This window comes from Kitasatospora sp. NPDC056651, from assembly GCF_042792155.1.
GTDB lineage: Bacteria > Actinomycetota > Actinomycetes > Streptomycetales > Streptomycetaceae > Kitasatospora.
In genome coordinates, this window is record NZ_JBHTWX010000055.1 from 1 (window position 1) to 26,983 (window position 26,983).

Annotated in this window: 22 protein-coding genes, 4 tRNA genes and 1 pseudogene; 7 read left to right on the top strand and 20 right to left on the bottom strand. The window is 72.9% G+C overall.

What is annotated here, in order from left to right; all coding sequences use genetic code 11:
• Positions 1-88: 88 nt before the first annotated feature.
• Complete coding sequence (locus tag ACFRAR_RS21585) at positions 89-3,601, bottom strand: PAS domain-containing protein (RefSeq protein WP_380699741.1); 3,513 nt, start codon at positions 3,599-3,601, stop codon at positions 89-91.
• A 177-nt stretch (positions 3,602-3,778) separates the two neighbouring features.
• Here ACFRAR_RS21585 and ACFRAR_RS21590 point away from each other — a divergent pair.
• From ACFRAR_RS21590 to ACFRAR_RS21610, 5 genes are all read left to right on the top strand, one after another.
• Positions 3,779-3,872: transfer RNA gene (locus ACFRAR_RS21590), tRNA-Ser, on the top strand.
• 194 nt (positions 3,873-4,066) lie between these two features.
• A tRNA-Arg gene (locus ACFRAR_RS21595) sits at positions 4,067-4,142 on the top strand.
• Between the two features lie 31 nt (positions 4,143-4,173).
• A tRNA-Arg gene (locus ACFRAR_RS21600) sits at positions 4,174-4,249 on the top strand.
• A 728-nt stretch (positions 4,250-4,977) separates the two neighbouring features.
• Positions 4,978-6,252: an SPFH domain-containing protein gene (locus tag ACFRAR_RS21605; RefSeq protein WP_380699743.1), complete on the top strand. Its 1,275-nt coding sequence runs from the start codon at positions 4,978-4,980 to the stop codon at positions 6,250-6,252.
• Complete coding sequence (locus ACFRAR_RS21610) at positions 6,249-7,211, top strand: C40 family peptidase (protein WP_380699744.1); 963 nt, start codon at positions 6,249-6,251, stop codon at positions 7,209-7,211. The genes ACFRAR_RS21605 and ACFRAR_RS21610 overlap by 4 nt, the downstream gene beginning before the upstream one ends.
• Before the next feature lie 67 nt (positions 7,212-7,278).
• On the opposite strand, the gene ACFRAR_RS21615 is transcribed toward ACFRAR_RS21610, so the two are convergent.
• Positions 7,279-8,232: an aldo/keto reductase gene (locus ACFRAR_RS21615; RefSeq protein WP_380699745.1), complete on the bottom strand. Its 954-nt coding sequence runs from the start codon at positions 8,230-8,232 to the stop codon at positions 7,279-7,281.
• Between the two features lie 154 nt (positions 8,233-8,386).
• Between ACFRAR_RS21615 and ACFRAR_RS21620 the strand changes: the two genes are divergently transcribed.
• A complete protein-coding gene (locus ACFRAR_RS21620; protein WP_380699746.1) occupies positions 8,387-8,587 on the top strand; it encodes a hypothetical protein in 201 nt (66 codons plus the stop codon).
• A 54-nt stretch (positions 8,588-8,641) separates the two neighbouring features.
• On the opposite strand, the gene ACFRAR_RS21625 is transcribed toward ACFRAR_RS21620, so the two are convergent.
• From ACFRAR_RS21625 to ACFRAR_RS21700, 16 genes and pseudogenes are all read right to left on the bottom strand, one after another.
• Positions 8,642-9,682 carry an endo alpha-1,4 polygalactosaminidase gene (locus tag ACFRAR_RS21625; RefSeq protein ID WP_380699747.1) on the bottom strand — a complete coding sequence of 347 codons (1,041 nt, stop codon included), beginning with the start codon at positions 9,680-9,682 and terminating at the stop codon, positions 8,642-8,644.
• 22 nt (positions 9,683-9,704) lie between these two features.
• Entirely contained in the window at positions 9,705-10,400 is a 696-nt protein-coding gene (locus ACFRAR_RS21630; RefSeq protein ID WP_380699748.1) for a spherulation-specific family 4 protein, read from the bottom strand.
• Positions 10,397-11,314, bottom strand: a complete 918-nt coding sequence (locus ACFRAR_RS21635) for an NAD-dependent epimerase/dehydratase family protein (RefSeq protein WP_380699749.1) — start codon at positions 11,312-11,314, stop codon at positions 10,397-10,399. Before ACFRAR_RS21635 ends, ACFRAR_RS21630 begins: the two co-directional genes overlap by 4 nt.
• 125 nt (positions 11,315-11,439) lie before the next feature.
• A pseudogene (locus ACFRAR_RS21640) lies at positions 11,440-12,141 on the bottom strand (NDP-sugar synthase); the annotation flags it as partial.
• Between the two features lie 74 nt (positions 12,142-12,215).
• A complete protein-coding gene (locus tag ACFRAR_RS21645; protein ID WP_380699750.1) occupies positions 12,216-13,208 on the bottom strand; it encodes an SDR family NAD(P)-dependent oxidoreductase in 993 nt (330 codons plus the stop codon).
• A 218-nt stretch (positions 13,209-13,426) separates the two neighbouring features.
• On the bottom strand, positions 13,427-14,947 hold the full coding sequence (locus ACFRAR_RS21650; protein ID WP_380699751.1) for a hypothetical protein: 1,521 nt from the start codon (positions 14,945-14,947) through the stop codon (positions 13,427-13,429).
• Complete coding sequence (gene pelF / locus ACFRAR_RS21655) at positions 14,944-16,461, bottom strand: GT4 family glycosyltransferase PelF (RefSeq protein ID WP_380699752.1); 1,518 nt, start codon at positions 16,459-16,461, stop codon at positions 14,944-14,946. Before pelF ends, ACFRAR_RS21650 begins: the two co-directional genes overlap by 4 nt.
• A 109-nt stretch (positions 16,462-16,570) precedes the next feature.
• Positions 16,571-18,934: a hypothetical protein gene (locus ACFRAR_RS21660; RefSeq protein ID WP_380699753.1), complete on the bottom strand. Its 2,364-nt coding sequence runs from the start codon at positions 18,932-18,934 to the stop codon at positions 16,571-16,573.
• 711 nt (positions 18,935-19,645) lie between these two features.
• Complete coding sequence (locus tag ACFRAR_RS21665; RefSeq protein ID WP_380699754.1) at positions 19,646-20,551, bottom strand: RNA polymerase sigma factor SigF; 906 nt, start codon at positions 20,549-20,551, stop codon at positions 19,646-19,648.
• Positions 20,552-20,695: 144 nt separating this feature from the next.
• Positions 20,696-21,478 carry an RNA polymerase sigma factor SigF gene (locus tag ACFRAR_RS21670; protein WP_380699784.1) on the bottom strand — a complete coding sequence of 261 codons (783 nt, stop codon included), beginning with the start codon at positions 21,476-21,478 and terminating at the stop codon, positions 20,696-20,698.
• A 378-nt stretch (positions 21,479-21,856) separates the two neighbouring features.
• Positions 21,857-22,150 carry a Dabb family protein gene (locus tag ACFRAR_RS21675; RefSeq protein WP_380699755.1) on the bottom strand — a complete coding sequence of 98 codons (294 nt, stop codon included), beginning with the start codon at positions 22,148-22,150 and terminating at the stop codon, positions 21,857-21,859.
• A gap of 79 nt (positions 22,151-22,229) precedes the next feature.
• Positions 22,230-22,394, bottom strand: a complete 165-nt coding sequence (locus ACFRAR_RS21680) for a hypothetical protein (RefSeq protein WP_380699756.1) — start codon at positions 22,392-22,394, stop codon at positions 22,230-22,232.
• Between the two features lie 462 nt (positions 22,395-22,856).
• A tRNA-Ser gene (locus tag ACFRAR_RS21685) sits at positions 22,857-22,943 on the bottom strand.
• A gap of 67 nt (positions 22,944-23,010) precedes the next feature.
• Positions 23,011-23,586 (bottom strand): nucleoside deaminase, encoded by a 576-nt coding sequence (locus ACFRAR_RS21690; RefSeq protein WP_380699757.1) that lies wholly within the window; start codon positions 23,584-23,586, stop codon positions 23,011-23,013.
• A 55-nt stretch (positions 23,587-23,641) separates the two neighbouring features.
• On the bottom strand, positions 23,642-24,178 hold the full coding sequence (locus ACFRAR_RS21695) for a tRNA adenosine deaminase-associated protein (RefSeq protein ID WP_380699785.1): 537 nt from the start codon (positions 24,176-24,178) through the stop codon (positions 23,642-23,644).
• A 281-nt stretch (positions 24,179-24,459) separates the two neighbouring features.
• Positions 24,460-24,663: a hypothetical protein gene (locus tag ACFRAR_RS21700; RefSeq protein WP_380699786.1), complete on the bottom strand. Its 204-nt coding sequence runs from the start codon at positions 24,661-24,663 to the stop codon at positions 24,460-24,462.
• Positions 24,664-24,858: 195 nt separating this feature from the next.
• On the opposite strand from ACFRAR_RS21700, the gene upp reads away from it, so the two are divergent.
• A complete protein-coding gene (gene upp, locus ACFRAR_RS21705) occupies positions 24,859-25,494 on the top strand; it encodes a uracil phosphoribosyltransferase (protein WP_380699758.1) in 636 nt (211 codons plus the stop codon).
• A 101-nt stretch (positions 25,495-25,595) separates the two neighbouring features.
• Here the strand turns inward: upp and ACFRAR_RS21710 are convergent, their stop codons facing one another.
• Together ACFRAR_RS21710 and ACFRAR_RS21715 are read right to left on the bottom strand one after the other, a co-directional pair.
• Positions 25,596-26,261 (bottom strand): LytR C-terminal domain-containing protein, encoded by a 666-nt coding sequence (locus ACFRAR_RS21710; RefSeq protein WP_380699787.1) that lies wholly within the window; start codon positions 26,259-26,261, stop codon positions 25,596-25,598.
• Between the two features lie 274 nt (positions 26,262-26,535).
• Entirely contained in the window at positions 26,536-26,832 is a 297-nt protein-coding gene (locus ACFRAR_RS21715) for a type II toxin-antitoxin system VapB family antitoxin (protein WP_030061387.1), read from the bottom strand.
• Positions 26,833-26,983: the final 151 nt, after the last annotated feature.

Consider the following 26,983-nt stretch of genomic DNA (forward strand, 5'->3'; position numbering starts at 1 on the left):
CCCCCGTTCCGAACGGGGGCGGCCGGCCCTTTCGCGTGCTCGGTCCGCGACGTCCGGTCCGTGATGTGCTCGGCGGCGGCCGCGGCGCTCAGCCCGCGGCGGCGACGCCCGCCTCGCCCATCGCGCCGATCCGCCCGAGCAGGTCGACGATCCGGGACTGGACGTCCTCGCTGGTCGAGCGCTCGGCGAGGAACAGCACCGTCTCGCCGGTGCGCAGCCGGGGCAGCTCGCGCGGGTCGAGGTCCACCGAGGTGTAGACCACCAGCGGGGTGCGGTGCAGCCGGTCGTTGGCGCGCAGCCAGTCCAGCAGGCCGATCCGGCGACGGCGGATCTGCAGCAGGTCCATCACCACCAGGTTGGGCTGCACGCTGCTCGCCCGGGCCACCGCGTCGTTCTCGTCCACCGCGTGCTCGACGTGCATGCCGCGCCGCTCCAGGCTGCTGATCATGGCGGCGGCGATGTCCGGGTCGCCCTCGACCAGCAGGACCCGCGGGGCGTGGTGCTCGCCGTCGCGCGGCGCGAGGGCGCGCAGCAGGACGGCCGGGTCGGCCCCGTACGCGGCGTCCCGGGTGGCCTGGCCGAGGCCGGCGGTGACCAGCACCGGGACCCGCCGGTTGAGCGCGGCGGTGCGCAGCGACTGGAGCGCGGTGCGGGTGATCGGGCTGGTCAGCGGGTCGACGAAGAGGGCGGCCGGGAAGCCGGGGGCCTGGGCGTCGACCTCCTCGCGGGAGCGGACGATCACCGGGAGGTAGCCGCGCGCCTGGAGGGCCTGCTTGGTGGCCGGGTCGGGCTCGGGCCAGACCAGCAGCCGGCGGGTGTTGACCAGTTCGCCGGTCGGGGCGGGCGGCTGCTCGGCGGAGGGGAGCTCGGCCATCGGACGCGGCGCGGTCCGGCCGGCGTCGACCGGGACGGGCGGCTGCGGCACGGCGGCGGGCAGCGCGGTGGCGGGCACCGGTGCGGGGCCGAGCGGACGCGCCGGGGCGAGTTCGCCCAGGCCGGTGCCGACCGGGCGCGGGGCGGCGGGCTGCTCGGCGGCGGGCAGCGCGGCCCGGGCGGGCGCCAGCGCGGTGCCGGGGGAGGGCTCCTGCACACCGACGGCCGCACCGATGGCCCCACCGACGGACGCGCCGACGACCCCACCGGCCGGGCCGGGGGCGTTCACCAGCGCGTCCGGGCCGGGCCCCGGCGGGACGGCCAGCCGGCGGCGCCGTCCGGTCGGCGCGGCGGCCGGTTCGGGCAGCGCGGGCGCGGGGCCGGCCGGCAGGGCGTGCTCCAGACCGGGGTAGACCGGGGTGTCGGCCGCTCCGGGCAGCGCGAAGCCACCGGAGGAGTCCTCGGCCGAGGGCAGCGCGCGGCGGCGCCGGTGCTTGGTCTCGCCAGGGGCCTGTTCGTGGGCGGCCTCGGCGGTCGGGGCGCCGCCCGACGGGGTGCCGTCCTCGGCGGCGGGCGCGGGGGCCGGGCCGAGGGCGAGCGGCTCACGTCCGCCGGGGCGGTTCGGCTGCGCCCGGTCGGCGCCGACGGGCACGGCGTAGGCGGGGCCGGAGCGGCCGTCGTCCTTGCCCCACGGGTCGCTCTGGGCGCCGTCCGGCCCGGCCAGGCCCTGGCGGACGTACGCGGGGTCGTTGCCGGTGCCGTTCCACTGCTCGGGGACGGCCCGCTCGACCCGGGCGGGGGCGTTCGGCCACTGATCGGCGGGGACGTCGGGAGTGCCGGAAGCGCCGGAGGCGTCGGCGTCGGTGTCGGCGGCCGGGGTCTCGGCGGCCGGTCGGCCACGGCGGCCGCGCCGCTCGGCGGGAGGCTCCTCGGCGGGCGCCCGCTCCGCCTCGGCGGCCTCGGGCGCGGGCTGCTCGGCGCCGGGGGCGGGCTCGGCCCCGGCCTTGCCGGTGCTGGGCAGTTGCGGGATGCCCGGCAGCTCGGGCAGGACGGCGCTGTCGCTCTCCTTGGGACGGTCGGAGCGCCCCTCGGCGGTGGCGCGCTCGGCGGCGGCCTTCGCGGCGACCGGGTCCAGCGGCAGCTCGACGACGTACGTGGTGCCGGCCTTGCCGGGCAGCTCGTGCGGCTGGAGCACGCCGCCGTGGCGCTCGACCACCGCGTGGGCTATCGGCAGGTGGACGGGGCTGCCGCCGACGCCGGGGCCGCGGATCTCGACCCGGGCGACCTCGCCGCGCTGGGCGGCGGCCAGGACGACGGTCGGCGGCTCGGGGGCGGGCGGCAGCGCGGGCTCGGCGGCACCGTTCAGCCCGGGCACGGTCAGGCCGGGGGAGGGCGCGGCGGGGGCGTCCAGCGCCAGGCCGATGCCGCTGACGTCGGCGACCAGGTGGGCCAGTGCCTGGGCCAGCCGCCGCTCGTCGGCGATCACCTCGACCGCGGCGGCGTGCACCGAGAACCGCACCCGGCCGGGGCCGACCAGCTCACCGGCTTCCTGCACGGCCCGGCGGACCACCGTGTCCAGGCCGACCGGCACCCGCGACGCGGCCTTCCGCCCGTCCTTGCCCTCCGGGCCCTCCTTGCCGGTCTTGGGCTCCTTGCCGTCCCTGGCTTCGGCCGCGCCGCTCTCGCCGGCCTCGCTGCGCTGGTGGTCGAGGACCCCGTCGATCAGCTTCCCGAACCGGCGGCACTCGGCGGCCAGCCGGCGCAGCGTCCAGTTGGCCTCCGGCCAGAGCTGGCCGGCCGGGTCGGCGGCGAGCGCGTCGAGCCGCTGGTTCAGCGCGTTCAGCGCGCCGCCCAGCTCGCTCTCCAGGACGGCGGTGAGGTGCTCGTTGCGGGCGGTCAGGGCGAGTTCGCGGCTGCGGTCGGTGAAGGTCATCACCGCGCCGACCAGCTGGTCGCCGTCCCGGACCGGGGCGGTGGTGAGGTCGACGGTGACCGGCCGGCCGTCCTTGCGCCACAGCACGGTGCCGCGCACCCGGTGCTTGCGCCCGGAGGTCAGGGTGTCCAGCAGCGCGGACTCCTCGAGCGCCAGCGGGGTGCCGTCGGCCCGGGAGTGCTGGATCAGCGGGTGCAGCTCGCGCCCGCCCAGCTCGCTCGCCCGGTACTCCAGGATGTGTGCGGCGGCCGGGTTGACCAGCACGCAGCGGCCTTCGAGGTCCACGCCGAGCACGCCCTCGGCGGCGGCGCGCAGGATCATCTCGGTCTGCTTGTGCTGGCGGCGCAGTTCGGCCTCGACGCCGAGCCGGCCGGAGAGGTCGCGGACCAGCAGCAGGAGCAGGTCGGAGGAGGAGGGCGAGTTCTCCCGGTACGAGTCGTACGGGGAGCGGGCGTAGCCGCGGCCGTCGTCGTCGGCGAAGTCGTTGCCGGAGACCTCGACCGGGAAGGTGGTGCCGTCGGTGCGGTGGGCGGTCATCCGGACCGGGCGGTCGGGGGCGTCGCCGTCGCGGGTGGCCGGGCGCATCGAGCCGGGGATGCGGCTGGGGTCGAACTCGGGCAGCAGACCCAGCACGCCCATGCCGACCAGTGAGGTGCCCGGTGCCTGCAGCGCCTGGACCGCCGCGCTGTTGGCGTCCACGACGGTGCCGTTGCTGTTCACCAGCAACAACGCGTCGGGCAGGGCGTCGAGTATGGCGGCGAGGCGAGCAGCGCCTCGGATCGGCCTGCTGCTCACGTCGACAGGTCTCCTCGGCTCGGGGCAGCTCCTCCGGAGACGGCAGTATCTCATTCTTCTTTGCGGCGGGGACGACCCGCCTAGTAACGTTGGCGGTGGTTGGTGCCGAGCCCCACGGTTGTGGCATCATCGCTGACACACGGAACGGGTCCGCTCACGCGGGCGTGCTCCATGTGGGGAGGCTTCGCCTAGTCCGGTCTATGGCGCCGCACTGCTAATGCGGTTTCGGGGTTATTCCTGATCGAGGGTTCAAATCCCTCAGCCTCCGCCAGTCGGGAGCCCCCGTCGACGATCTTGTCGGCGGGGGCTCTTCGCGTTCCCGGCACCGCGGAACGGTCCACGGTGGGTCCTCCGCCGTGCGGAGGCGGGGGGCCGGGAGGGGTCGGATCAACCGATTTCGCCCCACGCCGCAGGTCATGTAATGTTGTCCACGCAACGCCCCGGTGGCAACGTTCACCAGGGCGAGCGCTCATAGCTCAACGGATAGAGCACTTGACTACGGATCAAGAGGTTGCAGGTTCGAATCCTGCTGAGCGCACCAACCACCGCAAGATCGGGTTCGCCCGTTCCTTGCGCTCATAGCTCAACGGATAGAGCACTTGACTACGGATCAAGAGGTTGCAGGTTCGAATCCTGCTGAGCGCACCATCGAGAAACCCCCGGCCGTCGGTCGGGGGTTTCTCGCATTTCCGGGACGGGTCCCGTCGGCTCCGTCGCCGCGAATCGAACGGGTTCACCCGGTGATTGGCCGCGTCCCGGAGTCCGGTGTCCGCCGGATGGGGCGGAGGGTGCCGTTCCCGCGTCCGTTCGGGTGGTGCCGATTGCCGCCCAGTGGATGAAATGCGCCTGTTTCGGGTACATCCCGTCCTGCCACCCGGATGACCGCCAATCGGGTGGGACCGGGTCAAAAGCGCAGGTGTCGCAGTATGGCCGGCCCGGGATCGTGATTCCTCTCCGTCCGATCCCGTGCTGACCGCCCACCGCCCCGGCAGCCGATCGCGAAGGAGGGCCGGATGAGCCGACTGTTTCCCCGAGTGGCCGCCGCCCCGCGCCCGGCGCGTCCGCGCGGTCCGGGTGGGGTGACCGGCGCGCCGGACTCGCCGGAGCCCTGCTGGTGCTCACCGGTCTGGGGCTGACCACCCGTCGGGTGCTCGCCCCCAGGGCCGGTGCTCCTCGGTGCTGACCCGCGCCGAACCGTCCCGACCATCCGTTCATGTGCCTGCGCGTCAGGTCAGCATCGAATGATTCGTCAGTAAATGTCGACACACCTCGGTCAAATGTCGCATTTGATGACGTATGAACTTAGCCTGACCCTGGCACTGCCCGTCAGATCCGGGCCGCCCGTTGCGCGACACACCGACCCAGAGGACCCGTGCATGGACGTCACCCGCGACTCTTCGCAGCGACCCGACAATCTGCCCAAGGCGCTCCCCCCGGCACCGCCGGAACGTTCCGCCTCGGGTTCCAGCCCGCTGGCCAAGGCCACGGTGGTCACGACCTTCCGCCAGGGCGGTCCGACCGACAGCGGCCCGGCGACCACCCCGCTGGCCGTCGTCCCGAGCCCGTCGCCGAGCGAGTGGGTGGATCCGCGCGACCCACTGGAGACGGCCGCTCCGGAGACCGTCGACCTGCTGGAAACCACGGTGGCCGGGGTGCCGACCGCCACCACCTCCCGGCGTCCGCCGCGCGCCGACCAGGCGCTGCGCGAGCAGCGCGCCGCCGCGCTGCCCGGCTGGATCGCCCTGCTGGCGGTGCTGATCGGCGTGGCCGGCGTGCTGCTGGTCCTGCTGCGCACCGGTGTCATCCCGCACTGGGACGCGCTGCCCGACCTGCGCGGCACCGCCGCGAAGGAGAGCGGCGGGGTGGAGACGGGCACCAAGTCGATCGCCGCGGCGGGCGCGGCCGGACTGCTGGTGGTGCTGGCGCTCGCCGGGCTGCTGGCCAACGCGGGCGGCGAGACCCGGGTGCTGACCCGCTGGGGCCGCTACCGGGGCACCGTCCGCCGGACCGGCCTGGTCTGGGTCAACCCGCTGCTGCGCCGCCGCCGGGTGGACGTCCGGCTGCGGCACTGGCGCAGCGAGCCGGTCAAGGTGGTCGACCGCACCGGTACGCCGATCGTGGTCCGGTTGCTGATCGTCTGGCGGGTCAAGGACACCGCGCGGGCGCTGCTGGCGATCGAGGACCACGAGGGCTACCTGCGCGAGCAGGTCCAGGCGGTGCTCACCCGCACCGCGTCCACCCTGCCCTGCGACAGCAACGCGGCGCCCGGCCCCGCGCTGCGCGACGGGCAGTGGTTCGCCGACGAGATGACCAGGGCGCTGGCCGCCGAGGCGGCCCCGGCCGGCCTGGAGGTCTACTCGGTGCAGCCGCTGGCCCTGGAATACGCGCCCGAGGTGGCCGAGTCGATGCGCCGGCGCCGGCTGGCCGACCTCGACGCGGGCCTGCGGACGGTGCTGGTGGACGACGCGGTCGAGGCGGCGGCGCTCGCCGTCCGCCGGCTGGAGCGGGCGACCGCGCACGAACTGGACGAGTCCGCCCGGAGCGCACTGATGGAACAGCTGCTGGTCGCCTTCGTCGCCCCGGCCGGAGTGGCCGCCTCGGTACCGCCCCCGGCCGCCCGTGCCGGGCGGAAGGAAGGACGACCCGCATGAGGATAGCCACCGGCACGTACACCGGCACCGGCGCCGACGGTGACCGCGGTCTGATGGGCTTCGAGGAGAGCCTCGGCAGCGTCCCCGCGATCGCGGGCTGCGGCTGCCCGAACTGCGCGGCCCGGCCGCGCACCGCCCGCGCGGCGGGGGACGGCGGCAGCCGAATACACCGTGCGGTGCGAAGTACCTGTCTGGCCACCACCGTGCTGGCGGGTGCGGGCGTCGTCGGCCTGACGGCCGGGGTCGGCACCGCGCACGCCGACGCCGGGAAGCAGGGCTGGGACGGCTCCAAGTACTGGTTCGAGAACGGCTCCGGCGAGTGGCGCTGGACCAGCCACTACGACGTGTACGCGAACCGCACCGGGTCCGGCGGCTCGGCCGGCTCCACCCAGGCCGTCTCCAACGGCTCGGCCTCCTCCACCGGGATGCGCCAGGGCTGGGACGGCTCCAAGTACTGGTTCAAGAACGGCAGCGGCGAGTGGCGCTGGACCAGCCACTACGACGTGTACGCGAACCGCACCGGGTCCGGCGGCGGCTCGGCCCAGGCCCCCGCACAGCCCGCCAACCGTCCGTCGGCGAACCCCGGCCCGGCCTCCGGGAGCATCGAGTCGGCCATCGACTACGCGCTCGCCCAGCTCGGCAAGCCGTACGTCTGGGGCGGCAACGGCCCGTCCGGCTACGACTGCTCGGGGCTGGTCCAGCAGGCCTACCGGCGCGCGGGGATCAGCCTGCCGCGGGTGGCCGACGACCAGTACGCGGCGACCACGCCGATCGGCTCCGGGCAGCTGCGCCGCGGTGACCTGGTGTTCTGGTCCGACAGCGGCCGGGCCTCGGGGATCCACCACGTGGGGATCTACCTGGGCGGCGGCAAGTTCGTGGAGGCGCCCCGGCCGGGCACGACCGTCCGGATCTCGACCCTCAGCTCGGGCTACTACCCGACCCACTTCGGCCGGCCGTAGCCGCCGACGACGCACCGGGCCCCGGCAGCACCTCGCTGCCGGGGCCCGTTCGCGTGCGGGGCAGGACCTAGGCGGAGGCCGCGTCCAGCAGGGCGGTCTGCGCCGGGGTGAGCTCCAGGACGGCGCCGGCCAGCAGCGGCGGGAGCTGCTCGACGGTGCGGGCACTGGCGATCGGGGCGGCGACCGTCGGACGGGCGGCGAGCCAGGCCAGGGCGACGGAGGCGGGCTCCACCTCCTGCTCGGCGGCGACGGCGTCCAGCGCCTCCAGCACCTTGGGGCCGCGCGGATCGGCCAGGTAGCGGGCGGCGCCCTCGGCGCGGGCACTGTCCACGCCGTCGGCGCCCGGGCGGTACTTGCCGGTCAGGAAGCCGGAGGCCAGCGCGTAGTACGGGACGGTGGCCAGGCCGTGCTCCGCGACCACGTCGGCCAGCGGGCCCTCGAAGGTGCCGCGCGAGACCAGGTTGTAGTGCGGCTGGACGGCGACGTACTTCGTCAGGCCCTCGCGCTCGGCGAAGGCCAGCGCCTCGGCGAGGCGCTCGGCGGAGATGTTGGAGGCGGCGACCGCCCGGACCTTGCCCTCGCGGACCAGCTCGTCCAGCGCGGTGACGAACTCCTCGACCGGGGTGTCGTCGTCCCGGTGGGTGTAGTAGAGGTCGATCCGCTCGACGCCGAGGCGGCGCAGCGACTCCTCGGCCGCGGCCTTGATGTTGGCGGCGCCCAGGCCCTTGCGTTCGGCGAGCATGCCGACCTTGGTGGCGATCACGATGTCCTCGCGGTTGCCGCGGCTGCGCAGCCAGTTGCCGAGGACGGTCTCGGACTCGCCGCCGGTGTTGCCCGGGGCCCAGGAGGAGTAGACGTCGGCGGTGTCGACGAAGTTGCCGCCCGCCGCCGCGTAGCCGTCCAGGACGGCGAAGGACTGCTGTTCGTCGGCTGTCCAGCCGAAGACGTTGCCGCCGAGGGAGAGCGGGAAGACGGACAGGTCGGAGGTGCCGAGGCTCACCCGGCTGTGGTTTCCGGTCATGAGGGCAGTCAACCGGATTGCGGGGCCGGGCATTCCGCGAACCGGTCGACCTTCACGAGGCTGTCGCGCCGATGTCGCACGTGCGGGTGGTGTGGCGTGCGCGACGGGGGTCCGGGGTGTGCCCGAGGTGGGCGGATTCGTTAGAGTCCGTGCCATGGCTGACAACGACTACGACTCCGCCGGCAGCACCCAGATGTTCCGGGCGTTCGTCGACGAGACCCCGGCACCGCAGGCACCGGGCAACGTTTCCACCTACGGCAGCTCCAAGAGCGGCAGCCGCACCGGCGTGATCGCGCTGGTCGCCGTCGTCGCGCTGGTCGTCCTGGGCGGCGTCATCTGGCTGGCGGTCAAGTGACCCTCGCGCGGGTGACCCTGGTCCGGGTCACCCGCGCGACGGTGGTGGAACGCCTCAGCAGGGCTTGCGCCAGGCGTTCAGGTCGAGCTTCTTCTGCATCGAACTGAAGCCCAGCGACTTGGTCTTGCCGCAGAACTGGTTCGTGTCGAGCTTGTACTCGACGTGGAAGACCGCCTTGCCCGCCTTGACGAAGGGTGCGACCCGGTCGCACTCGTCGAACTGTGCGCACTCCTCGTTGACCGCGAAGTCGAAGTCCGGGAGCAGCGCCGGGATCTGGTCCAGGTCGTTCTTCAGACCGATGGCGAGGCCGCGTTCGTGGGCGAGCTGCGCCAGCATCCGGTTGTACTTGATCTGGTCGTCCGGGGTCAGCGGGAAACCGCTGTTCTGGTTGTAGGCCTCGATGGTGTCCGGTTCGATGGCGTCGAAGCCCTTGCTCCGGCACATGTCGAAGCGGGTGGCCATCAGCGGCCTCAGCTGGTCGAGCTTGCGGATGTCGAACCACTTCTCGCCCTTCCAGCCGGTGTCCGAGCCCTGGAGGGACTTGGCGAAGGCGGCGGAGTCGGGGCGGAAGTTCTCCCAGGAGCCGGCGTTGATGTAGCAGATCACCTTGCGGCCCTTGGCGTGCAGCGCGGCCACCACCGAGGCGTCGTTCTCGAAGCCGTCGATGTCGTAGACCGGGACGTCCACCGACTGGTCCACGCCGCCGCCGAGTTGCCACTGCCAGGTCAGGCCCGGGGTGGGCTGCCAGCGGGCGCCGGCCGGCGGCGGGGCGGGGTTGCCCGGTGGGGTGCCGGTGCCCGGCGGGTTGGCGGGCGGCGTGCTGCCGGCGGGAGTGCCCGGTGCCGGGCCGGTGGTGCCGGTGGCGTCGGGGGCGGTGGTCGCGGGTGCCGGGGTGCCCGGGGCGGTGGTGCTCGCGTCGGGGGTGCCGGGGGCGCCGGGGGTGCTCGGCGCGGTGGCCGCGGGGGAGTTGCTCGGGGTGCCGTCGGCCGAGTCCTGGTCGTCCTCCGATCCCGAGCTGCTGCACGAACTGACCAGCAGGGCGGTGGCGGTGGCGAGGGCCAGGGCGGCCGGTAGTAGCCGGTTGCGGCGGTTCACGGTAGTCGAACTCCGAGTCGGGTCAGGTCAGTTCAGCGGCGTTCAGGCCGTACGGCAGGGTGCGCCAGGGGTTCTCCCCGGCTCCTGGTACGGCGCAGCCGACGCCGGCTCGCCGGGCGGCGATCAGGGCGGCGGCATCCTGGGCGTGCTCGGCCGGGACGTCGTAGACCAGGTGGCAGAAGCGGGAGGCCGAGTGCCGGCCGGTCCACAGCGGCTGCGTCATGGTGCGGTAGGTGTCCCAGTCGCCCTCGAAGGTGACCAGCAGGTCGGCCAGGCCGACCTCGGCGTAGCCGGGATCCGGGTGCTCGCCGTGGCCGAACACCACGGTGGCGCAGCCGGCCGCGCGGGCGGCCGTGGCCAGTCGCCGGTAGTGTGCCAACGCGCCCGGGTGGGCGGCCACTTGGTCGAGGTAGACGCCGGTGATGCCATGACGCTGACGATACGTCAGAATGTCTGCCACCACGGCGGCGTGCGGCCGTCGGCCGTATTCGGTGTCGGCGTAACCGACCAGCGGCAGCCCGGCGGCGCGCAGTTCGTCGGCCGCCTCGGCGAAGACGTGGTCCGGGGCCTCGCCCGGGCCGTCGGCGAGGTTGAGCACGACGGCGGCGATCCGGGCGGGGTCGGCGGCGGCGACCGCCCGCCAGGCCGCCGGGTCCACCGCGGGGTGGACGTACAGCGGCACCAGCAGGCGGCCGTCGGGGGTGTTCCCGGCGGTCATGGGACCACCGGGGCGGACCCGGGCGCCGGGGTGTCGAGCCACAGGTCGCGCAGGGTGTCGGCGAGTTCGGTCTCCGGGCGCCAGCCGAGTTCCCGGGCGGCGGCCGACACGTCGGCCTGCTGCCAGGAGACGGCGGCCGAGCGCTCGGAGCCCGCTCCGCTCTCGTCGATCCGGCCGGTGAAGCCGGCCGCGGCGACCAGCCCCTCGGCGATCGCCCGGACCTGCCGGGCCTGTCCGGAGGCCAGGTTGAGCACCCGCGGGAGCGGATGCTCGGCGGTGACGGCCAGACCGACCGCCCGGGCCACGTCCCGGGCGTCGACGAAGTCGCGGTAGGCGGAGAGGTCGCCGACCGTGACCACGCCGTCGGTGCCCTCCGGCGCCACCCGGCGCAGCTCGGCGGCCAGCCGGCCGGGCAGCGAGCCCGCCGGGGCGCCGGGGCCGACCGGGTTGAACACCCGGAGCACCACGGCGTCCAGCGGCGAGCCGGCCACCGCGAGGGAGCCGGCCAGCTTGGTCGCGCCGTAGACGCCGACCGGGCGGGCGTCGGCGTCCTCGGAGAGCGAGTCACCCTCCGCGCAGACGCCGTACTCGCCGGCCGAACCGATGTGCACCAGGCGGGACTTGGGAGCGCCCAGGGCGAGTGCCTCGCAGAGCACCGCCGGGCCGCGGGCGTTCACCTCGGCGAGCTTGACCGCGCTTCCGGCCACCGCGCCGGCGAAGTTGACCACCACGTCGGGGGCCAGCGCGGACAGCTCGTCGCCGAGCGGGCCGGCCTGGGCGGTGGCCAGGTCCAGCCGGAGGTCGTGGGCGGGCCGCCGCCCCGCGGTCAGCACGGTGGCACCGGGCAGTGACCGCAGGACGGCGGTGGCGTGACGGCCGAGGAAGCCGTCGCCGCCGAGGAGCAGGATTCTCACGCGGCCCGTCCGTCGGTCTCGGCACCCGCCGTGGCGGGCTCGGCGACCGCGTCGTCCGGGGCGGTGCGGGCGGCCGGGATCGACAGCTCCGCGACGCCCGGCGCGGCGCCGGTCGACTCGAAGGGCATCAGGACCGGGCGGATGGACGAGAACTCGGCGTTCGCCCGGTCGTAGTCGTCGGGCCGGCCTATGTCCAGCCAGTAGCCGCCGAACTCGTAGGCGGCGGGCGGGGTTCGGGCGGCCAGGAGGTCCAGTACCAGCTCGTCGAAGCCCAGTGGCAGGCCCGGGGTGTACGTGGCGAGCGCCGCGCGGGAGACGCCGTACACGCCCATCGACACGCGGTAGTCGATGCTGGGCTTCTCCTGGAACCCGGTGATGCTGCCCTCGTCGGAGGTCAGCACGCCGAAGTCGATCTTGACCTGGCGGGCGTAGGTGGCGATGGTCAGCGGGGCCCCGGACGCCTCGTGGTGCTTGAGCACCCCGGCGAAGTCCAGGTCGGTCAGGATGTCGCCGTTCATCACCAGGAAGTGCTCGGGCAGGCGGTCCTGCATGGTGAGCAACGGGCCCATGGTGCCGAGCGGGCTGTCCTCGACGGCGTAGCCGACCCGCAGGCCCCACTGCGAGCCGTTGCCGACGTAGGCGCGGATGATGTGGCCGAGATGGCCGATGGCCAGGGTGACGCTCTGGAAGCCCGCGGCGGCGAGCTGGCGCATCACGATCTCCAGGATCGCGTGCTGGTCGCCGATCGGGACGAGCGGCTTGGGAAGCGCGGTGGTGTACGGGCGGAGACGGACGCCCTTACCGCCGGCCAGGATCACTGCGTGCATGGTGTTTCCCCCACGGAAAGGATGTGCAGGACACGAACCTCGACTACCAGGACGAGCATGATCGTTTGCGGCGGTCAGACGTTGTAGATGTCGGTCTTGTAGCGGGCCAGGTTGGCCGGGTCGCGGAAGAACTCGATGGTCTGCTCCAGACCCTGCTCCAGGCTGAAGTTCGGGGCCCAGCCGGTGGCCTCGCGCAGCCGGGTGGCGTCCGCGACCAGGCGCATCACCTCGGAGTTGGTCGGACGGATGCGCTGCTCGTCCTCCTTCACCACCAGGTCCACGCCCATCAGCTTGCCGACCAGGGTGACCAGGTCGCCGACCGAGATCTCGCCGCCGGTACCGGCGTTGAAGGTCCGGCCGACCACCGTCCCGGCGGGCGCGGTGCCCACCGTGCGGAAGGCGTTGGCGGTGTCCTTGACGAACGTGAAGTCGCGGGTCGGGCGCAGGTCGCCGAGGGTGATCTCGGTCTGGCCGGCCGCGACCTGGGCGATCACGGTCGGGATGACGGCGCGCATCGACTGGCGCGGGCCGAAGGTGTTGAACGGGCGCAGGGTGACGACCGGCGTCTCGAAACTGGCGTGGTAGCTGTCGGCCAGCCGGTCCCCGCCGGCCTTGGAGGCGGCGTACGGGGACTGGGTGTTGATCGGGTGGTCCTCGGTGATCGGCACGGTCTGCGCGGTGCCGTAGGTCTCGCTGGTGGAGGTGTGCACCAGGCGCGGGATCTCCAGGTGACGCACCGCCTCCAGCACGTTCAGGGTGCCGGTGACGTTGGTGTCCACGTACGAGTGGGGGGCGCGGTAGGAGTACGGGATCGCGATCAGGGCGGCCAGGTGGTAGACCGCCTCGGTGCCCTTGACCAGGCCGTTGACCGAGCCCGGGTCCCGGACGTCGCCGAGGATGATCTCGACCGAGTCCAGCACCTCCTCGGACAGGGTCTCCAGCCAGCCGAAGGACGAGAACGAGTTGTACTGGACCATCGCGCGGACGTGGTGCCCGTCGGCGACCAGGGTCTCGACGAGGTGGGAGCCGATGAAGCCCTCGGCTCCGGTAACCGCGACGCTGCTCATGCGGGGTTCGCTTTCTCGATCTGCCGGGGCGGCCGGGCGCTCTGTGGTGGCCGGCCGCCGTGGCCAGGTGGGTTCTCAGGTGGAGCGGGTACGGCGGTGCACGCCAATTCGGGCGTGCGGGATATTCGATGTGTGTCCAGCGGTGTCCGCTGTCCGACAGCACCGACCGGCAGCGCTGTCCGGGCGTGCTGCGCGGTGTTGCCGGTCGGTGGTGCCGTTCAGCGGTGCTGGGTGGTGCGGCCGAGCGCGGGCCCGGCGATTGCGGTGAGGACGGCGGCGGCCGCCCCGCAGCCGATCAGCTGCAGGACGATCGGGTCCGCACCTGCCAGCAGCCCGGCGCTCTCGGCGACCGCGGCGGCCAGGCAGATCAGGGCGGTGCTCCAGCTGAACCCGAAGGCGTTCAGCAGCAGCGCCAGCCAGAGCGAGCCGCCGAGGAGCAGCATCGCGCCGAGCTGCGGGACGCCGAGCGCGGGGGCGCCGGGCCACAGCACGGTCGCGGCGGCGTCCAGCGCGGCCACGGTGGTGAGGTAGATGAACAGGCAGCCGAGCAGGATCCCACCGGTGCGGCGGGAGAACTGGCCGCCGGTGTGGCTGGTGCGCAGTGCGGCCACGGCCATCGCCCGGTAGCGGAAGAGCAGCCACTCGGCGAGGCCCAGACTCAGCGTCAGCGCGATCATCGCCGGGCCGGTCAGCGCGGTCGAGGCCTCCTGGGCGGCGTGGCCGCCGGTCCGCACCGCCTGGTGGATGGTCCCGCCCAGGCCGGCGATCAGCGTGAGCGCCCCGCAGGCCACGCCGAACAACAGGTGCGGGATCTCGTGGCGGACCGGCAGCTTCAGCTCGACGGGCTCGCGCTCACCGCCGCGGACACAGACCAGCAGCTCCCGGACGGCCAGGGCGACCGCCAGCAGCACCGAGGCGAGCAGCACCACCGTACGGACCACCTGGGGGACGTCCACCGCCAGCACCACGCCCGCTCCGACCGAGGCCGGGGCCAGCGCCAGCAGCAGGAACTTCTCCCGCCCGAGCACCAGCAGCACGGTCGCCGCGCCGAGGTAGCAGGACTGCCCGGCGGCGAAGCAGAGCGAGCCGAGCGGCCCGCCGACCAGGTACGCGGCGGCCGCCGCGACCAGGGCACCGACCGGGGCGCCGACGGCCAGGCAGACCGCGGCCTCGCGGCGGCGCAGCCGGCCCAGCCAGCGGTAGGAGCGGTGCGCCAGCGCCTGGTTGAACCCCCAGCTGACCAGGGTGGCGATGGACAGCGCGAGCATGCCCGAGGGCAGGCCGAAGCGCATCCGGGTGGTCGCGAACAGGTTGGCACCGAGCAGGTAGCCGAGTCCGGGCAGGGCGAACACCAGGCCGCGCACCACGCAGCGCCAGGGGTCGGCCCGCCAGGGGTTGGCGAACTCGGAGCTGGGGCCCGGGTAGCGGCGCTCGACCTTCTCGAACAGCTCCTCGGCGACGGTGAACGCGTCGGGGCGGCCGTACAGCAGGGCGGCCTGCTCGTCGGAGAGACCGTCGGACTCCAGGAAGGCCGCGATCTCGTACGGGTGGACGGCATCGGCGCACACATCGCGCAGCCGCTCGGCGAGTTCGTCCAGCGGGTCCGCGGAGAGGTAGAGCGGCTGCTCGTGCTCCGGCTCCGGCGAGGCGGGACGGCGGCGCTTGAGCGGCAGCGCGCGCAGCTGCACGGTGTGCTCGGGACCGGCCTCGTCCGGCACCAGCCGCAGTGGACCGCTCACGCGCCCACCTCGCTCGGCTCAGGGGCGGCGGTGGAGGCCAGCTGCGGGTCCCAGTCGGGGCTGGGGACCTGGTCGGTGACGGCGACCATGCCGCCGGGCATCCAGCGGGCGGTGCCCAGGAGTTCGGTGTAGATGCCGCGGAACCCGTCGATGTTCTGGCGGAGGGTGAACTGCTCGATCACCCGCAGCCGGGCGCCCTCGCCGAGCCGGGCGCGCCGTTCGGCGTCGCGCAGCAGCTCGATCGCGGCGGCCGCCATCGGCTCGGGCTCGCGCGGCGGGACGACCAGACCGGTGTCGCCGACGGCCTCGCGCACGCCGCCGACGTCGGTGGAGACGGTCGCGCGGCCGCAGGACATCGCCTCGATCAGGGTGAACGGGAAGCCCTCGCTGATGCTGGAGAGCATGACCACGTTGCCCGCCGCGTAGGCGTCGGTGATGTCGGCGACGCGGCCCTCGAAGGCCACCGAGTCGGCTATGCCGAGCTCGGCGGCCAGGGCTATGCAGCGGTCCCGGTACGCTTCGCCGCCCTTGGGCGTGCCGCCGAAGAGCCGCAGTCGCGCCTCGGGGATCTCGCGCTGGACGATGGCGAAGGCCCGGATCAGCGTCTCCAGGTCCTTGATCGGGTCGACCCGGCCGGCCCAGCTGAGGGTCGGGGTCTCGGGCTCGGGGCCGGCCGGCGGGAAGGCCGCCGGGTCCACCCCGTTGTAGACGGTGCGGATGTGCGAGGACGGCGTGCCGCCGCGCTCCTCCCAGCGCCGGTTGTACCGGTTGCCGGGGGTGACCAGCGCGGCCTGCCGATAGCTCTCCTCGGCGAGCATCCGGTAGAAGCCGAGCAGCAGTGCCTTGACCGGCCAGCGGTACGGGCCGGTGCGGTAGCCGAGGTAGCGCTCGCGCAGGTAGATGCCGTGCTCGGTGAGCAGAAACGGTACGCCAAACTGCTGGGCGGCGATCAGCCCCGGCAGGGTGGCGAGTCCGCCGCTGGCCGCGTGCGCGACGCCGTCCGTGGGCGGCTCGACCGAGAGCGGCCGCAGGGCGTGCTCCAGCAGGTCGGTGGCGTTCAGGGCGTCGTGCAGGGTGGGCCGGGAGACGGCGGTCGGCAGGTAGTCGCGGGTCCACACGTGCTGGAGCGTGCGCAGCGCGCGCTCGCTGCGCAGCGCCGGGCTGAGCAGCCCGCGGCGGGCGAGGTCGGCGAAGTTGTACAGCTCGGTGCCGAAGTGGGTGGTGTAGACGGGATCGAGGACGGAGTGCAGGAAGCGCTCGTACGCGGTGAGGAAGCGCCGCATCTCCTCGCCGCGGGGCGGCCGGGTTTCCGAGGCCGGGCCCCAGAGCGGTGCGGTGGTGACCGACCGTACGTTGGCGGGCAGCTCCCAGGCCAGTGGTTCGTGGCCGGTTCCGGTGACGGCGATGACGTCGAAGTCGACGTCCGGCATGCCTTGGACGAGCTGGTCGCACCAGACGCTCACGCCGCCGTGCTGGTGCGGATACGTCCCCTCGGTGAGCAGGGTGACGCGCATTCCTGTCCCCCTCCTGTTCTTGCGTCGGTTCCGGCCTGGATGGGCGGAACGGGAGCCGTGGCGGGGCCGGGCCGGGCGACGGCCCGGCCCCACCGACGGGTGGTACCGGTTACCGGTTGTCGGAGCGTCCGGTGGCGCTGCTCGGCGTGGCCGTCCCCCCAGAGGCCTTGCCGTTCGCGGCCGCGGCGTGGTCGCCGTGGCCGTTGCCGCCCTGACCGATGGTGCCAGCGACGACACCCTTGCCGGGCACCGGGGTTCCGCTACCGGGGACCAGCGACGGAGCGGGCTTGCGGGCGTTGTCGCCCGGGCCCACCGGGACCGGGGTGGCGACGCCCTGCGGCACGACCTTCTTGTCCGCCGGCGCCGGGGCCGGGACGGACTTGGCGGCGACGTTCGGTGCGACGGCGGCCGGCGCGGCCGGCGCGGCCGGCAGCTGGAGGGTGACGGTGCTCTGCAGCGCACCCGGGGACACCCAACCCGAGAGCGTACCGGCGTAGGACGACCCGAACCCGGCCGTTCCGATGGCCAGCTTCTGAGCAGTCCCGGTCGGCATGGTGGCCTGCACCTGAACACCGGCCGGCGCGCTGACGGTGACGGCGTTGCCGACCCGGTAGGCGGTGACCTTGCCGGCGGCGATCGCCGTGTTCCAGGCCGCGCGGCGCTGGAACTCCAGGCCGATCTCACGCTGGCTCAGGTTCACGATCGGGGCGCTGTCCGCGTGCAGCGAGCGGTAGGTGCCGAGGATCTTCTCCAGCACCGGGTACAGGATGCGGTCCTCGGACAGGTTCGACTGGTGCACGAAGTGCGGCCGCGGGTCGTTGTTCAGCACGTGGCCGAGGTCGATCCGGGCCTCCAGCGGCACGATGTACGACTGGTAGCCGGTGGTGGTGTCCAGCGGCTGCGGCAGGCAGGTCGAGTTGGCGTTGTTCTCGCAGACGCCGCTGCCGCCGTTGGCCTTGCTGGTGTAGATCCAGTTGTACTCGTCGGCCTCCTCCTTCGCCGTGGCGGCGTTGTAGAAGACGTTCATCGGGTACCGCGGCACGGTCAGCGTGGACGAGCCCACGGCCCGCTGGCCGGTCTCGCGGGACGCGTCGCTGGCGGTGAACTTGATGCCGTTGGCGGCCAGCGCCGGCGCCAGGTTCGGGTTGTCGCTGGTCTCCTGGGGCGCGGTCAGCAGCCCGGAGTGCTCGCCGGTGACCAGGGTCTGCGGGTCGAACTGGAGGCCGCGCGCGGTGGCCCAGTCGGCGTTGTTCTTGATCTGGCCGGAGATGGTGGCCTGGTCGACCCAGACGGTGCCGCCCGCGGCGTTCTTGGAGCAGACCCAGGGCACCACGGTGACGTTCTGGACGCAGCCCAGGTACGGGTGGGTGTAGGTGTGGTTGACCCACCGGTAGTCGGCCTGGTCGGCGATCATCTGGTCCGCCGTCGGGTCCACGGTGGTCTCGTGGTCGGCCTTCCAGTCCTCGCTGCCGCCACCGTTGAACACCATGTCCAGGGTGAAGTTGTTGGCGGCCTGCCACTGCTTGAGGTGGTTGGCGTCGTCGACGGACATCCGGATCGGGGCGGCGCTGTCCGGGGTGCCGGGCGGGCAGGTGACGTCGCCGGGGGTGCACTTGAGCACCGTGTCCCAGCGGTCGTCGGCCAGGAAGACGTCGTCCACGTGGGTGGCGAAGTAGTTGCGGTCGTAACCGAGGTGGACGCCCTGGGTGAGCCAGTCGACCATGCCCCGGGCCAGCAGCCGGTACTGCTGCTGGTACTGGTTGTAGACGAATGTGACGACCAGTTCCTTGCGGCCGTCGTGGGTGTACTCGCCGACCAGTGAGCCGCGTGCGGTGCTGCTGGGTATCGGGGCGTCGACCAGCGGGACGAACGAGGCGCCGGCCGGGAGACTGGCGAGCGGGGTGGCCAGGTAGCCGTAACTCTCGCTGACGTTCGGGTCGTTGTCCTCGAACGGGACGCTTCCCTTGAGGTACCCGAACGGGCCCGAAGTTCCGGCTGCCGTGGTGGCGCCCTGGAATCCGTCGAGGGTGCCCACGAATCCGGGATTCTGGGCGTAGTTCAGGCCGACCGCCGGGTTGGCCCACGTGTACGCGTCGATCTGGCGGACGTTGAATGCGGCCTCGTAGGTCGCGATCGCGGTCATCTCGGCGGCACTGTTGGGGAAGGGGTTTTCGTTGGGCAGCACGATGCCCTGGAACTTCCCCCGGGGCTGGCCGTTCAACGTGTCGCTCAGGAAAGCCGAGTTGATGACGGGACGGTTGGGGTCATTGAGGCTGACGACCTTGTAGGGCGCGCCCTGGCTCTTCAGCTCGGCGGTGATGGCCGCGACCGACGGGCCGCCGTCGTCCACGACCAGGACGGTGAGGTCGATCCTGGGCGGCGTGGTGTCGCCGTGGGCCAGGGTGGTCTGCAAGCCGCTGGCCAGCAGGACTGCCGCCGCGCACGCGGCGACTCTTCGGGTCGCTCGACCCATGGTGATCCTCCCCTTGGGGCAGATGCCGCGCTGCTCGGCGCTCGCCTGCCCGTGTAGCTGTTCGCGGGCAGCAGGCTGCCCGGGCCCATCCTGGTCGAGGGACAGCTGTGCGAGGGACCGATTGGGCGAGAGTGCAGCGAACCTGTTACCAACGTTCATGGCGAGGCCATGAAGGCGCTGATTGTGACCGGAACCGTACCGGTGGCGCAAATAGTGAATTGAAAATGAAAAACCGGAAGCTGAGTGCTACGGATGACTACCGAGGGTGTGGCTCAGCGGGCGGGCGGGGCACCTGCACTGTCGCCGTTGCGCATGACACTCTTGCACAACTCGCCGCCCGACTGGGCAGGTTCATGCAATATCGAGCAGCGCTGTGCCACGGGACAGTCCGAAATTGCAATGGCGGCGCTCACGGCGTCGATCAGCATACCGAGTCGGGGAGATTCCGGAGCGTATGGAATGCGTCACCGAAGGCGGCGGAAACCCCGCTGGTCGGACGCCGTTGGGGGTTTGCCCGGCGCGCCCGGTACCCGCGGTCCGGACCGGCACCGGGGGTCAGAGGGGTGGATTCCGCGGCCTGTCGCGACCTCGTTCGCCGATGGCCTGAATCGCACCGCACGGGCCGGCCCGTGCCCCGCGCGGACCGGCCCGTGGGGCGGACGCGCGCCGGGGCCGGGCCGGACGATCCGGCCCGGCCCCGGGGAGGGCGGCTCAGCCCTCGTTGATCAGTCCCTCGCGCAGCTGGGTCAGCGTCCGGGTGAGCAGCCGGGAGACGTGCATCTGGGAGATCCCGATCTCCTCGCCGATCTGCGACTGGGTGAGGTTGCCGAAGAACCGCAGCATGATGATCCGGCGCTCGCGCGGCGGCAGCTTGGCCAGCAGCGGCTTGAGCGACTCCCGGTACTCGACGCCCTCCAGCGCGAGGTCCTCGTAGCCGAGCCGGTCGGCCAGCGGCCCGTCGCTGTCCTCCTCGCCGGTGCTGGAGTCGAGCGAACTGGCGGTGTACGCGTTGCCGACCGCGAGGCCCTCGACCACGTCCTCCTCGCTGACCCCCAGGCAGGTCGCCAGCTCGGCGACGGTGGGGGAGCGGTCCAGCCGCTGGGAGAGGTCGTCGCCGGCCTTGGTCAGCGCCAGCCGCAGTTCCTGGAGCCGCCGCGGCACCCGGACCGACCAACTGGTGTCCCGGAAGAAGCGCTTGATCTCACCGACCACGGTGGGCATCGCGAAGGTGGGGAACTCCACCCCGCGCTCCGGGTCGAACCGGTCGATCGCCTTGATCAGGCCGATCGTGCCGACCTGGACGATGTCCTCCATCGGCTCGTTGCGGCTGCGGAAGCGCGCCGAGGCGTACCGGACCAGCGGCAGGTTGAGCTCGATCAGGGTGTCGCGGACGTAGGTGTGCTCGGCGCTGCCCGGGTCCAGCGCGGCCAGCCGCAGGAACAGCGAGCGGGAGAGCGTCCGGGTGTCCAGTCCGGCGGCGGTCGGCGTCTCGGATCCGGGGCCGGGACCGGGCGGTCGGAGCGGTTCGACCCGTGGCCGCGGGACCAGATCCTCGGCGACGGCCGTGCCGTTGGCCCGGCCGGCGTGGATCTCCGCAGTGCCCAGCTCTCCGGACATGCACCCACCCCCTTGTGACTGTCGGTTGAACGGGGGCCGTCGCGCGGAGGTTCCCGGCGAGGGCCTTCCCCCTGCATACCGGAACACGGTCCACGGCAAACCCGAACGTCGCAAGATGTCACGCCGGAGTAACTCGCTGCAATCTCACTCTTCCCAGGAGTTGCCGGTCCGAAGCCTGGTCAGGATCCGCGAGAGCAACCGTGACACGTGCATCTGGGACATCCCCAGCTCGGTGCTGATCTGGGACTGCGTCAGGTTGGCGAAGAACCGCAGCATGACGATCCGCCGCTCCCGCTCGGGCAGCTGGACCAGCAGGTGGCGGACCATGTCGCGGTGCTCGACCTCGGCCAGCGCCGAGTCCTCGTAGCCGAGCCGGTCGAGCAGGGCGAGCCCGCCCTCGTGCTCCTGCGCGGCCTCCAGGGACGCCGCGTTGTACGCCCGCCCGGCGTCCAGGCAGGCCCGCACGTCCTCCTCGGGGATCCGCAGGCTGGCGGCGATCTCCGGCACCTTGGGCGCCCGCCCGTGCAGCACCGTCAGCTCCTCCATCGCGCCGCTGACCTGGACCCACAGCTCCTGGAGCCGGCGCGGGACGTGCATGGTGCGGACGTTGTCCCGGAAGTAGCGCTTGATCTCGCCCAGGATGGTCGGCAGCGCGTAGGTGGGGAACTGGACGCCGCGGTCGGGGTCGAAGCGGTCGATCGCGTTGATCAGGCCGATGGTGCCGACCTGGACGACGTCCTCCATAGGCTCGCTGCGGCTGCGGAAGCGGGTGGCCGCGTAGCGGACCAGCGGGATGTTCACCTCGATCAGGGCGGCCCGGACCCGCTCCCGTTCGGGGGTGCCCGGGGGGAGTTCGGCGAGCCGCTCGAACAGCACCCGGGTCAGCGTCCGGACGTCCACGGCGGGGCGGCCGCCGGGGCCGCGCAGCCGGTCCGGGCGGAGCTCGCCGGCCGGGCTGGTGATCGCAGCCAGCACTTCGTCCACGGACACCTCACCCCTCCCAAAGTCGTCAATGGCGGGCCCTGCGGATCGGGTGTCGCGGCTGGCTTCACTACCTCGCCATGTCCGGCAAAACCGGTCATAGCATCACAAGGTGGGCACACGTCGGGCAAGCACCCGGCGGAGGTGTGTTGGTCGGGCGTTCGACCTTCCCAGGGGTCGCCGGCGAGGCGCCGTACGGATCCTTCCGGGACGTGGCACGGCGCCCCGCCCGGAGGTCGGGCGGGGCGCCGCGGTCCGTCCGGGGGAAGGGCCCGGGGCGGGCTTCGGACGGGCTGGGTCGGACGGGCTGCGTCGGACGGGTGCTCAGACCTCGACGTCGGCGATCACCCAGGTGGCGAACTCGCGCCAGAGGCCGGCCGCGGCCTGGTGGTCCGGGTGGGTCAGGTAGGCCTGGAGGGCATCGCGGTCCTCGACCAGGCTGTTGATCGCATAGTCATAGGCGATGTCCCGCTCGGTGGTGTTCCAGCCGCACTCCCACTCGCGCAGCTCGGGGATCACCGCGCCGAGCGCGTCGAAGGCCTTGGCGCCGGCGAGCACGCGCTCTTCGTCCTTGCTGACGCCTTCGTTGAGCTTGAACAGGACCAGGTGCCGGATCACGATTGCCGCTCCTCGCGGACGGGGACAGAGGGTCCCGCTCACCGTAGCCGGTGCGCGGCGGCCGTTCGGGGGCCGCCCGCTACTTGATCAGACCGGTCATGAAGGCACCGACCGCCTTGGCCGCGTTCGAGATCCCCTCGAACCCGAGCTGGACCAGCTCGGCGGAGCGGGAGGGCGAGGTGATGATCGAGTAGAGCACGAAGACGAGCAGGAGGACGATGCCGATCTTCTTCGCCTGCGCCATCGGGTGACCTTCCTCCCAGCCGTGGGCCGCCGTCGTCCGGTCCCCGAGCGGTTGCCAGGGGCAGCTTATCCACCCGGACGGGCTATCAAGTGTGCGACGCGTTCGGCCGGCGGGACGAAGGTCCCCGCGAGTGGGGCCTTTCTCCGGGTGCCCGGTCGCGGGCCTGGCGGCAGGATGGAGGTGTACCGCGGATCTGGCAGGAATCCCCGGTACGTGGATCCGGAGCTCCCCGCTGTGGGACCGGCCGCCGCGGCTTCCCCCCGACGCGGCGCCGGTTGTGGGACTCCGTCGGGGGAGCGGTCAGTCCCCCCGAACCGCTCCCCCTCCAGGCTCCGTACGGACCGGGCACCGGTGGTCATCGGCCCGGGGTGCGGAGCCGTTCCCGTGCCCGCCCGGCACCGGGAAGCCGCGGGAGAAACGCCGAGGGCCCGTCCGATCCGGACGGGCCCTCGGGCTTTCGAGCGGTAGCGGTGGGATTCGAACCCACGGTGGAGTTGCCCCCACACACGCTTTCGAGGCGTGCTCCTTTGGCCGCTCGGACACGCTACCGAGAGGAACTCTACCGGAGGGGTGGCACAGTCACGAAATCCGTATGGCCGGGGCCGGCGGCGGCCCCTCAGCGGTGGGCGTCGAAGAAGGCCCGCAGCTGCTCGCCGCACTCCTCGGCGAGGACGCCCCAGATCACCTCGGGGCGGTGGTTGAGCCGGCGGTCGCGCATCACGTCGAAGAGCGAGCCGGCCGCGCCGGCCTTCTCGTCGAGGGCGCCGTAGACCACCCGGTCGATCCGGGACAGCACGATGGCGCCGGCGCACATGGTGCACGGCTCCAGTGTGACGACCAGTGTGCAGCCGCTGAGCCGCCACTCGCCCTCCCGTCGCCCGCCACCGTCGTCCGGTGCGCTGCGCGCGGCTCGCCTCAGATTCTCCGCCGCCTGCCGGATCGCGACCACCTCGGCGTGCCCGGTCGGGTCGCCGACCGCCTCGCGCTCGTTGTGGCCGCGTCCGATCACCTCGCCGTCCCGGTTCAGCACGAGCGCCCCGACCGGTACGTCTCCGGCGGCCGGCGCCAGCGCGGCCTCGGCCATGGCGAGGCGCATCGGCGCCGCCCAGCGGTCGCGGACCGGGTCGGGGCGGACGGGTGCGGGCAGCGGGGGGACGTGCGGGACGGTCAGGGGGGTGGATGCGGACTGCATGGCATCCAGTGTCGGGCATCCGGTGGCGGACACCGGCAGGACCGGCCGACCCCCGCTACCGGACGGCCTCCAGTACCTCGCCACAGCCCAGGGCCTCGGCGATCTCCTCCAGGGCGTCGCCCGGCACCGCGCCCTCGCCGCTGAGCCCGAGCAGCTCCTCGGAGGCGAGGCCGAACTCGGTGAGCAGGTGGGCGTCGCCGAGCGGGCCGACCGGGACGCCGCCCCGGGCCTCGGCGTCCTCGTCGTCCTGCTCCTCGGCCTCCTCGGCCTCGTCCAGCAGGTGGTCCAGGTCGCCGAACTCGCTCTCGCCGGCCTGGTCCACCAGTTCGTCGGTGAGGACCGAGCCGTAGGAACTGCGGGCGGCCGCGGCGCCGTCCGACACGAAGATCCGCGGGTCCTCCTCGCCGTCCACGCGGACGATGGCGAACCAGGCGTCCTCCTGTTCGATGAAGATCAGGACGCTGTCGTCGTCCTGGGCGCTGTCGCGCGCCAGGTCGGCCAGATCGGCCAGGGTTTCGACGTCGTCGAGCTCCGTCTCGCTCACATCCCACCCGTCCTCGGTGCGAGCAAGCACTGCAGCGAAGTACGCCACCAGGGACACTCCCAAGATCGTCCGGTCTCGGCTGTCGGCGCGCACGGGCAATACGAAAATCTGGCCGCCCCCGCGCCAGAGGCGGTCCGCTTGTTCGGACCGTCCCATCGGAATCGTGACAGAAAGCCCGCCCTCGCGGGGGGTGTTCGGCAGCGCGTCTTTGCAGGTCGTGTCGGAAGGACCGGGTGGCGGACAACGAAGCCGGGCCGGGGCGGTCCGAAGCCGGTCGAAATTTGCTCCGAACGCCTGTCGGGGCGGTGCGGGAGGGGTACCGGGCCGTGTCAGATCCGGAAGGTTCGCATCCGCATCGCCTCGCGCATCCGCCGCTCCTTGGTCCGTCGGGGCTGGACCCGCTCCCGCAGTTCGCGGGCTTCGGCGAGCTCGCGCAGGAAGACGGCCCGCCGTTTGCGGCGGTCCGCCTCGGTTTCCGGGGGGTCGTGCGGAGGGCCCGGGCTGCCGCCCGACCCGTCCACGGGCTCGTCCATCGAGCCGTCCCCGGCGTTCGGGTTGCTCGTCATAAGAGGTGACATTCCCAGAACGGTCCGGTTGATACCACAGGAGACACTTCCGTCCGGGATTCCCGCCGGGTCACGGCGTGTCACCGGAGCGTCACCCGGTCGGCGGCCCGGGCGGGGCACGGTGAGTCGTACGCCCGTCCAGGACCGGGCTAACCTCGGTACATGCGTCTCCACGTCGTCGACCACCCCCTGGTCGCCCACAAGCTCTCCACCCTGCGCGATGAGCGCACCGACTCGCCGACCTTCCGTCGCCTGACCGACGAGCTGGTGACCCTCCTCGCCTACGAGGCCACCCGCGACGTCCGCACCGACGAGGTGGAGATCACCACCCCCGTGGCGGTCACTCTGGGTACCCGGCTCAGCTACCCGCGTCCGCTGGTGGTCCCGATCCTGCGGGCCGGCCTCGGCATGCTGGACGGGATGACCCGCCTGCTGCCGACCGCCGAGGTCGGCTTCCTCGGCATGGTCCGCAACGAGGAGACCCTGGAGGCCTCCACCTACGCCACCCGGATGCCGGACGACCTCTCCGGCCGCCAGGTCTACGTGCTCGACCCGATGCTGGCCACCGGCGGTACCCTGGTCGCCGCGATCCGGATGCTGATCGAGCGCGGCGCCACCGACGTCACCGCCGTGGTGCTGCTGGCGTCCCCCGAGGGCGTCGAGGTGATGCGCCGGGAGCTGGCGGACCTGCCGGTCACCGTGGTCACCGCCGCCGTGGACGAGCGGCTCAACGAGAACGGCTACATCGTCCCCGGCCTCGGCGACGCGGGCGACCGGCTGTACGGCACCGCGGGCTGAGCCCTTCCCGAACGCGAACGTCCGAGAGCCCCCGGCACTGCGTCTGCCGGGGGCTCTCCGCTGCTCGTGGCGCCTGTCCGGGCCCTGTCCGGCCGGACGGCCTAGCAGCTGCCGGTGGCGGTCGGGGCGGGGGAGGGCTTGGTGGCCAGGGCGAGCGCGGCGGCCGCCTGGGTCTCGTCCAGCAGGGCGTTGTAGCTGTCGCCGATCACGAAGTCCACGCTGGTGTCGGTGCGGGCGTCGGCGGTGACGGTGGCCCCGGCGATCTGCGAGCCGACCAGGGTGCCCGCGCCGGCGCCGGTCGGGCCGGCGATCACCTGGGCGGTGCCGGGCACCTTCTTGTCCAGCTCGGCCGGGGCGTTGCCGACCTTGCCGATGACGAAGCCGCGCTTCTTCAGCTCCTCGGCGGTCCGGCCGGCCAGGCCGCCCTTGGTGGTGGCGTTGTAGACGTTCACGGTGACCGCGGTGGGCTGCGGGATCGCGTGCGGGTCGCCCTGCGCGGCGGCGGGTGCGCCCGGGGTCTCGCCCGGCGTGGGGGCGGCCAGCGGCTTGCCGGAGGGCGTCGCGCAGGCCTGCGCCGAGGCGTTCTTGTCCTTGCCGGTGAAGATGTCGTACAGCTGCACGCCGCCGAGCCCGACCAGGGCCAGGGCGAGCAGTCCGGCCAGCGCGGCGATCACCTTGCGGCTCTTCTTCGGGGGCCGGCCCAACCGCGGATAGGTGTTGCCGGTGACGCGGTACTGCTTCCCCTTGAGGCCTCGGGGAGTCAACATGCTCACGGTTTGTCTCCCCCTCGTACCGGGGCGGGGTCGGGATGACGGATCGGCCGGGTGGGGGACTTCCCCCGGTGCGGGCGGAATCCCCTGGTCGCGGCCGTAGTCAGCAGCGTAGTGCCGTACGGCTTCGAAGGTACTAAACGATCATCATCTGGCGTACCCCGGTACCCGAAAGGGGGTACCGGGGTACGGGCGGACCGCCCTCCGCCGGGTGGCGAGGGGGCGGTCCGGAAGTCCTGTGGCGGGTCCGACGGGCCCGGGTGGGAGTCCGTCACTCCATTTCGAGGACGCGGGCGTGCAGCACCTGGCGCTGCTGCAGCGCGGCCCGTACGGCCCGGTGCAGCCCGTCCTCCAGGTAGAGGTCGCCGTGCCACTTCACCACGTGGGCGAAGAGGTCCCCGTAGAACGTCGAGTCCTCGGCCAGCAGGGTTTCGAGGTCGAGTTGGCCCTTGGTGGTCACCAGCTGGTCGAGTCGCACCGGACGCGGGGCGACGTCAGCCCACTGGCGGGTGCTCGTCCGGCCGTGATCCGGGTACGGCCGCCCATTGCCGATGCGCTTGAAGATCACACGGAAAGCCTACCGTTCGGACGGCGGATGGCGCAGCAGCCGAGGCCCCGCCACGCGCGCCGGTGTGAACTGCGGGTGGACGAATACGGCTGTTTGATGGGAAATGTCGCGAACATCGCCCCGGTGCCGATCGGGTTCCGGTGTCGATGCC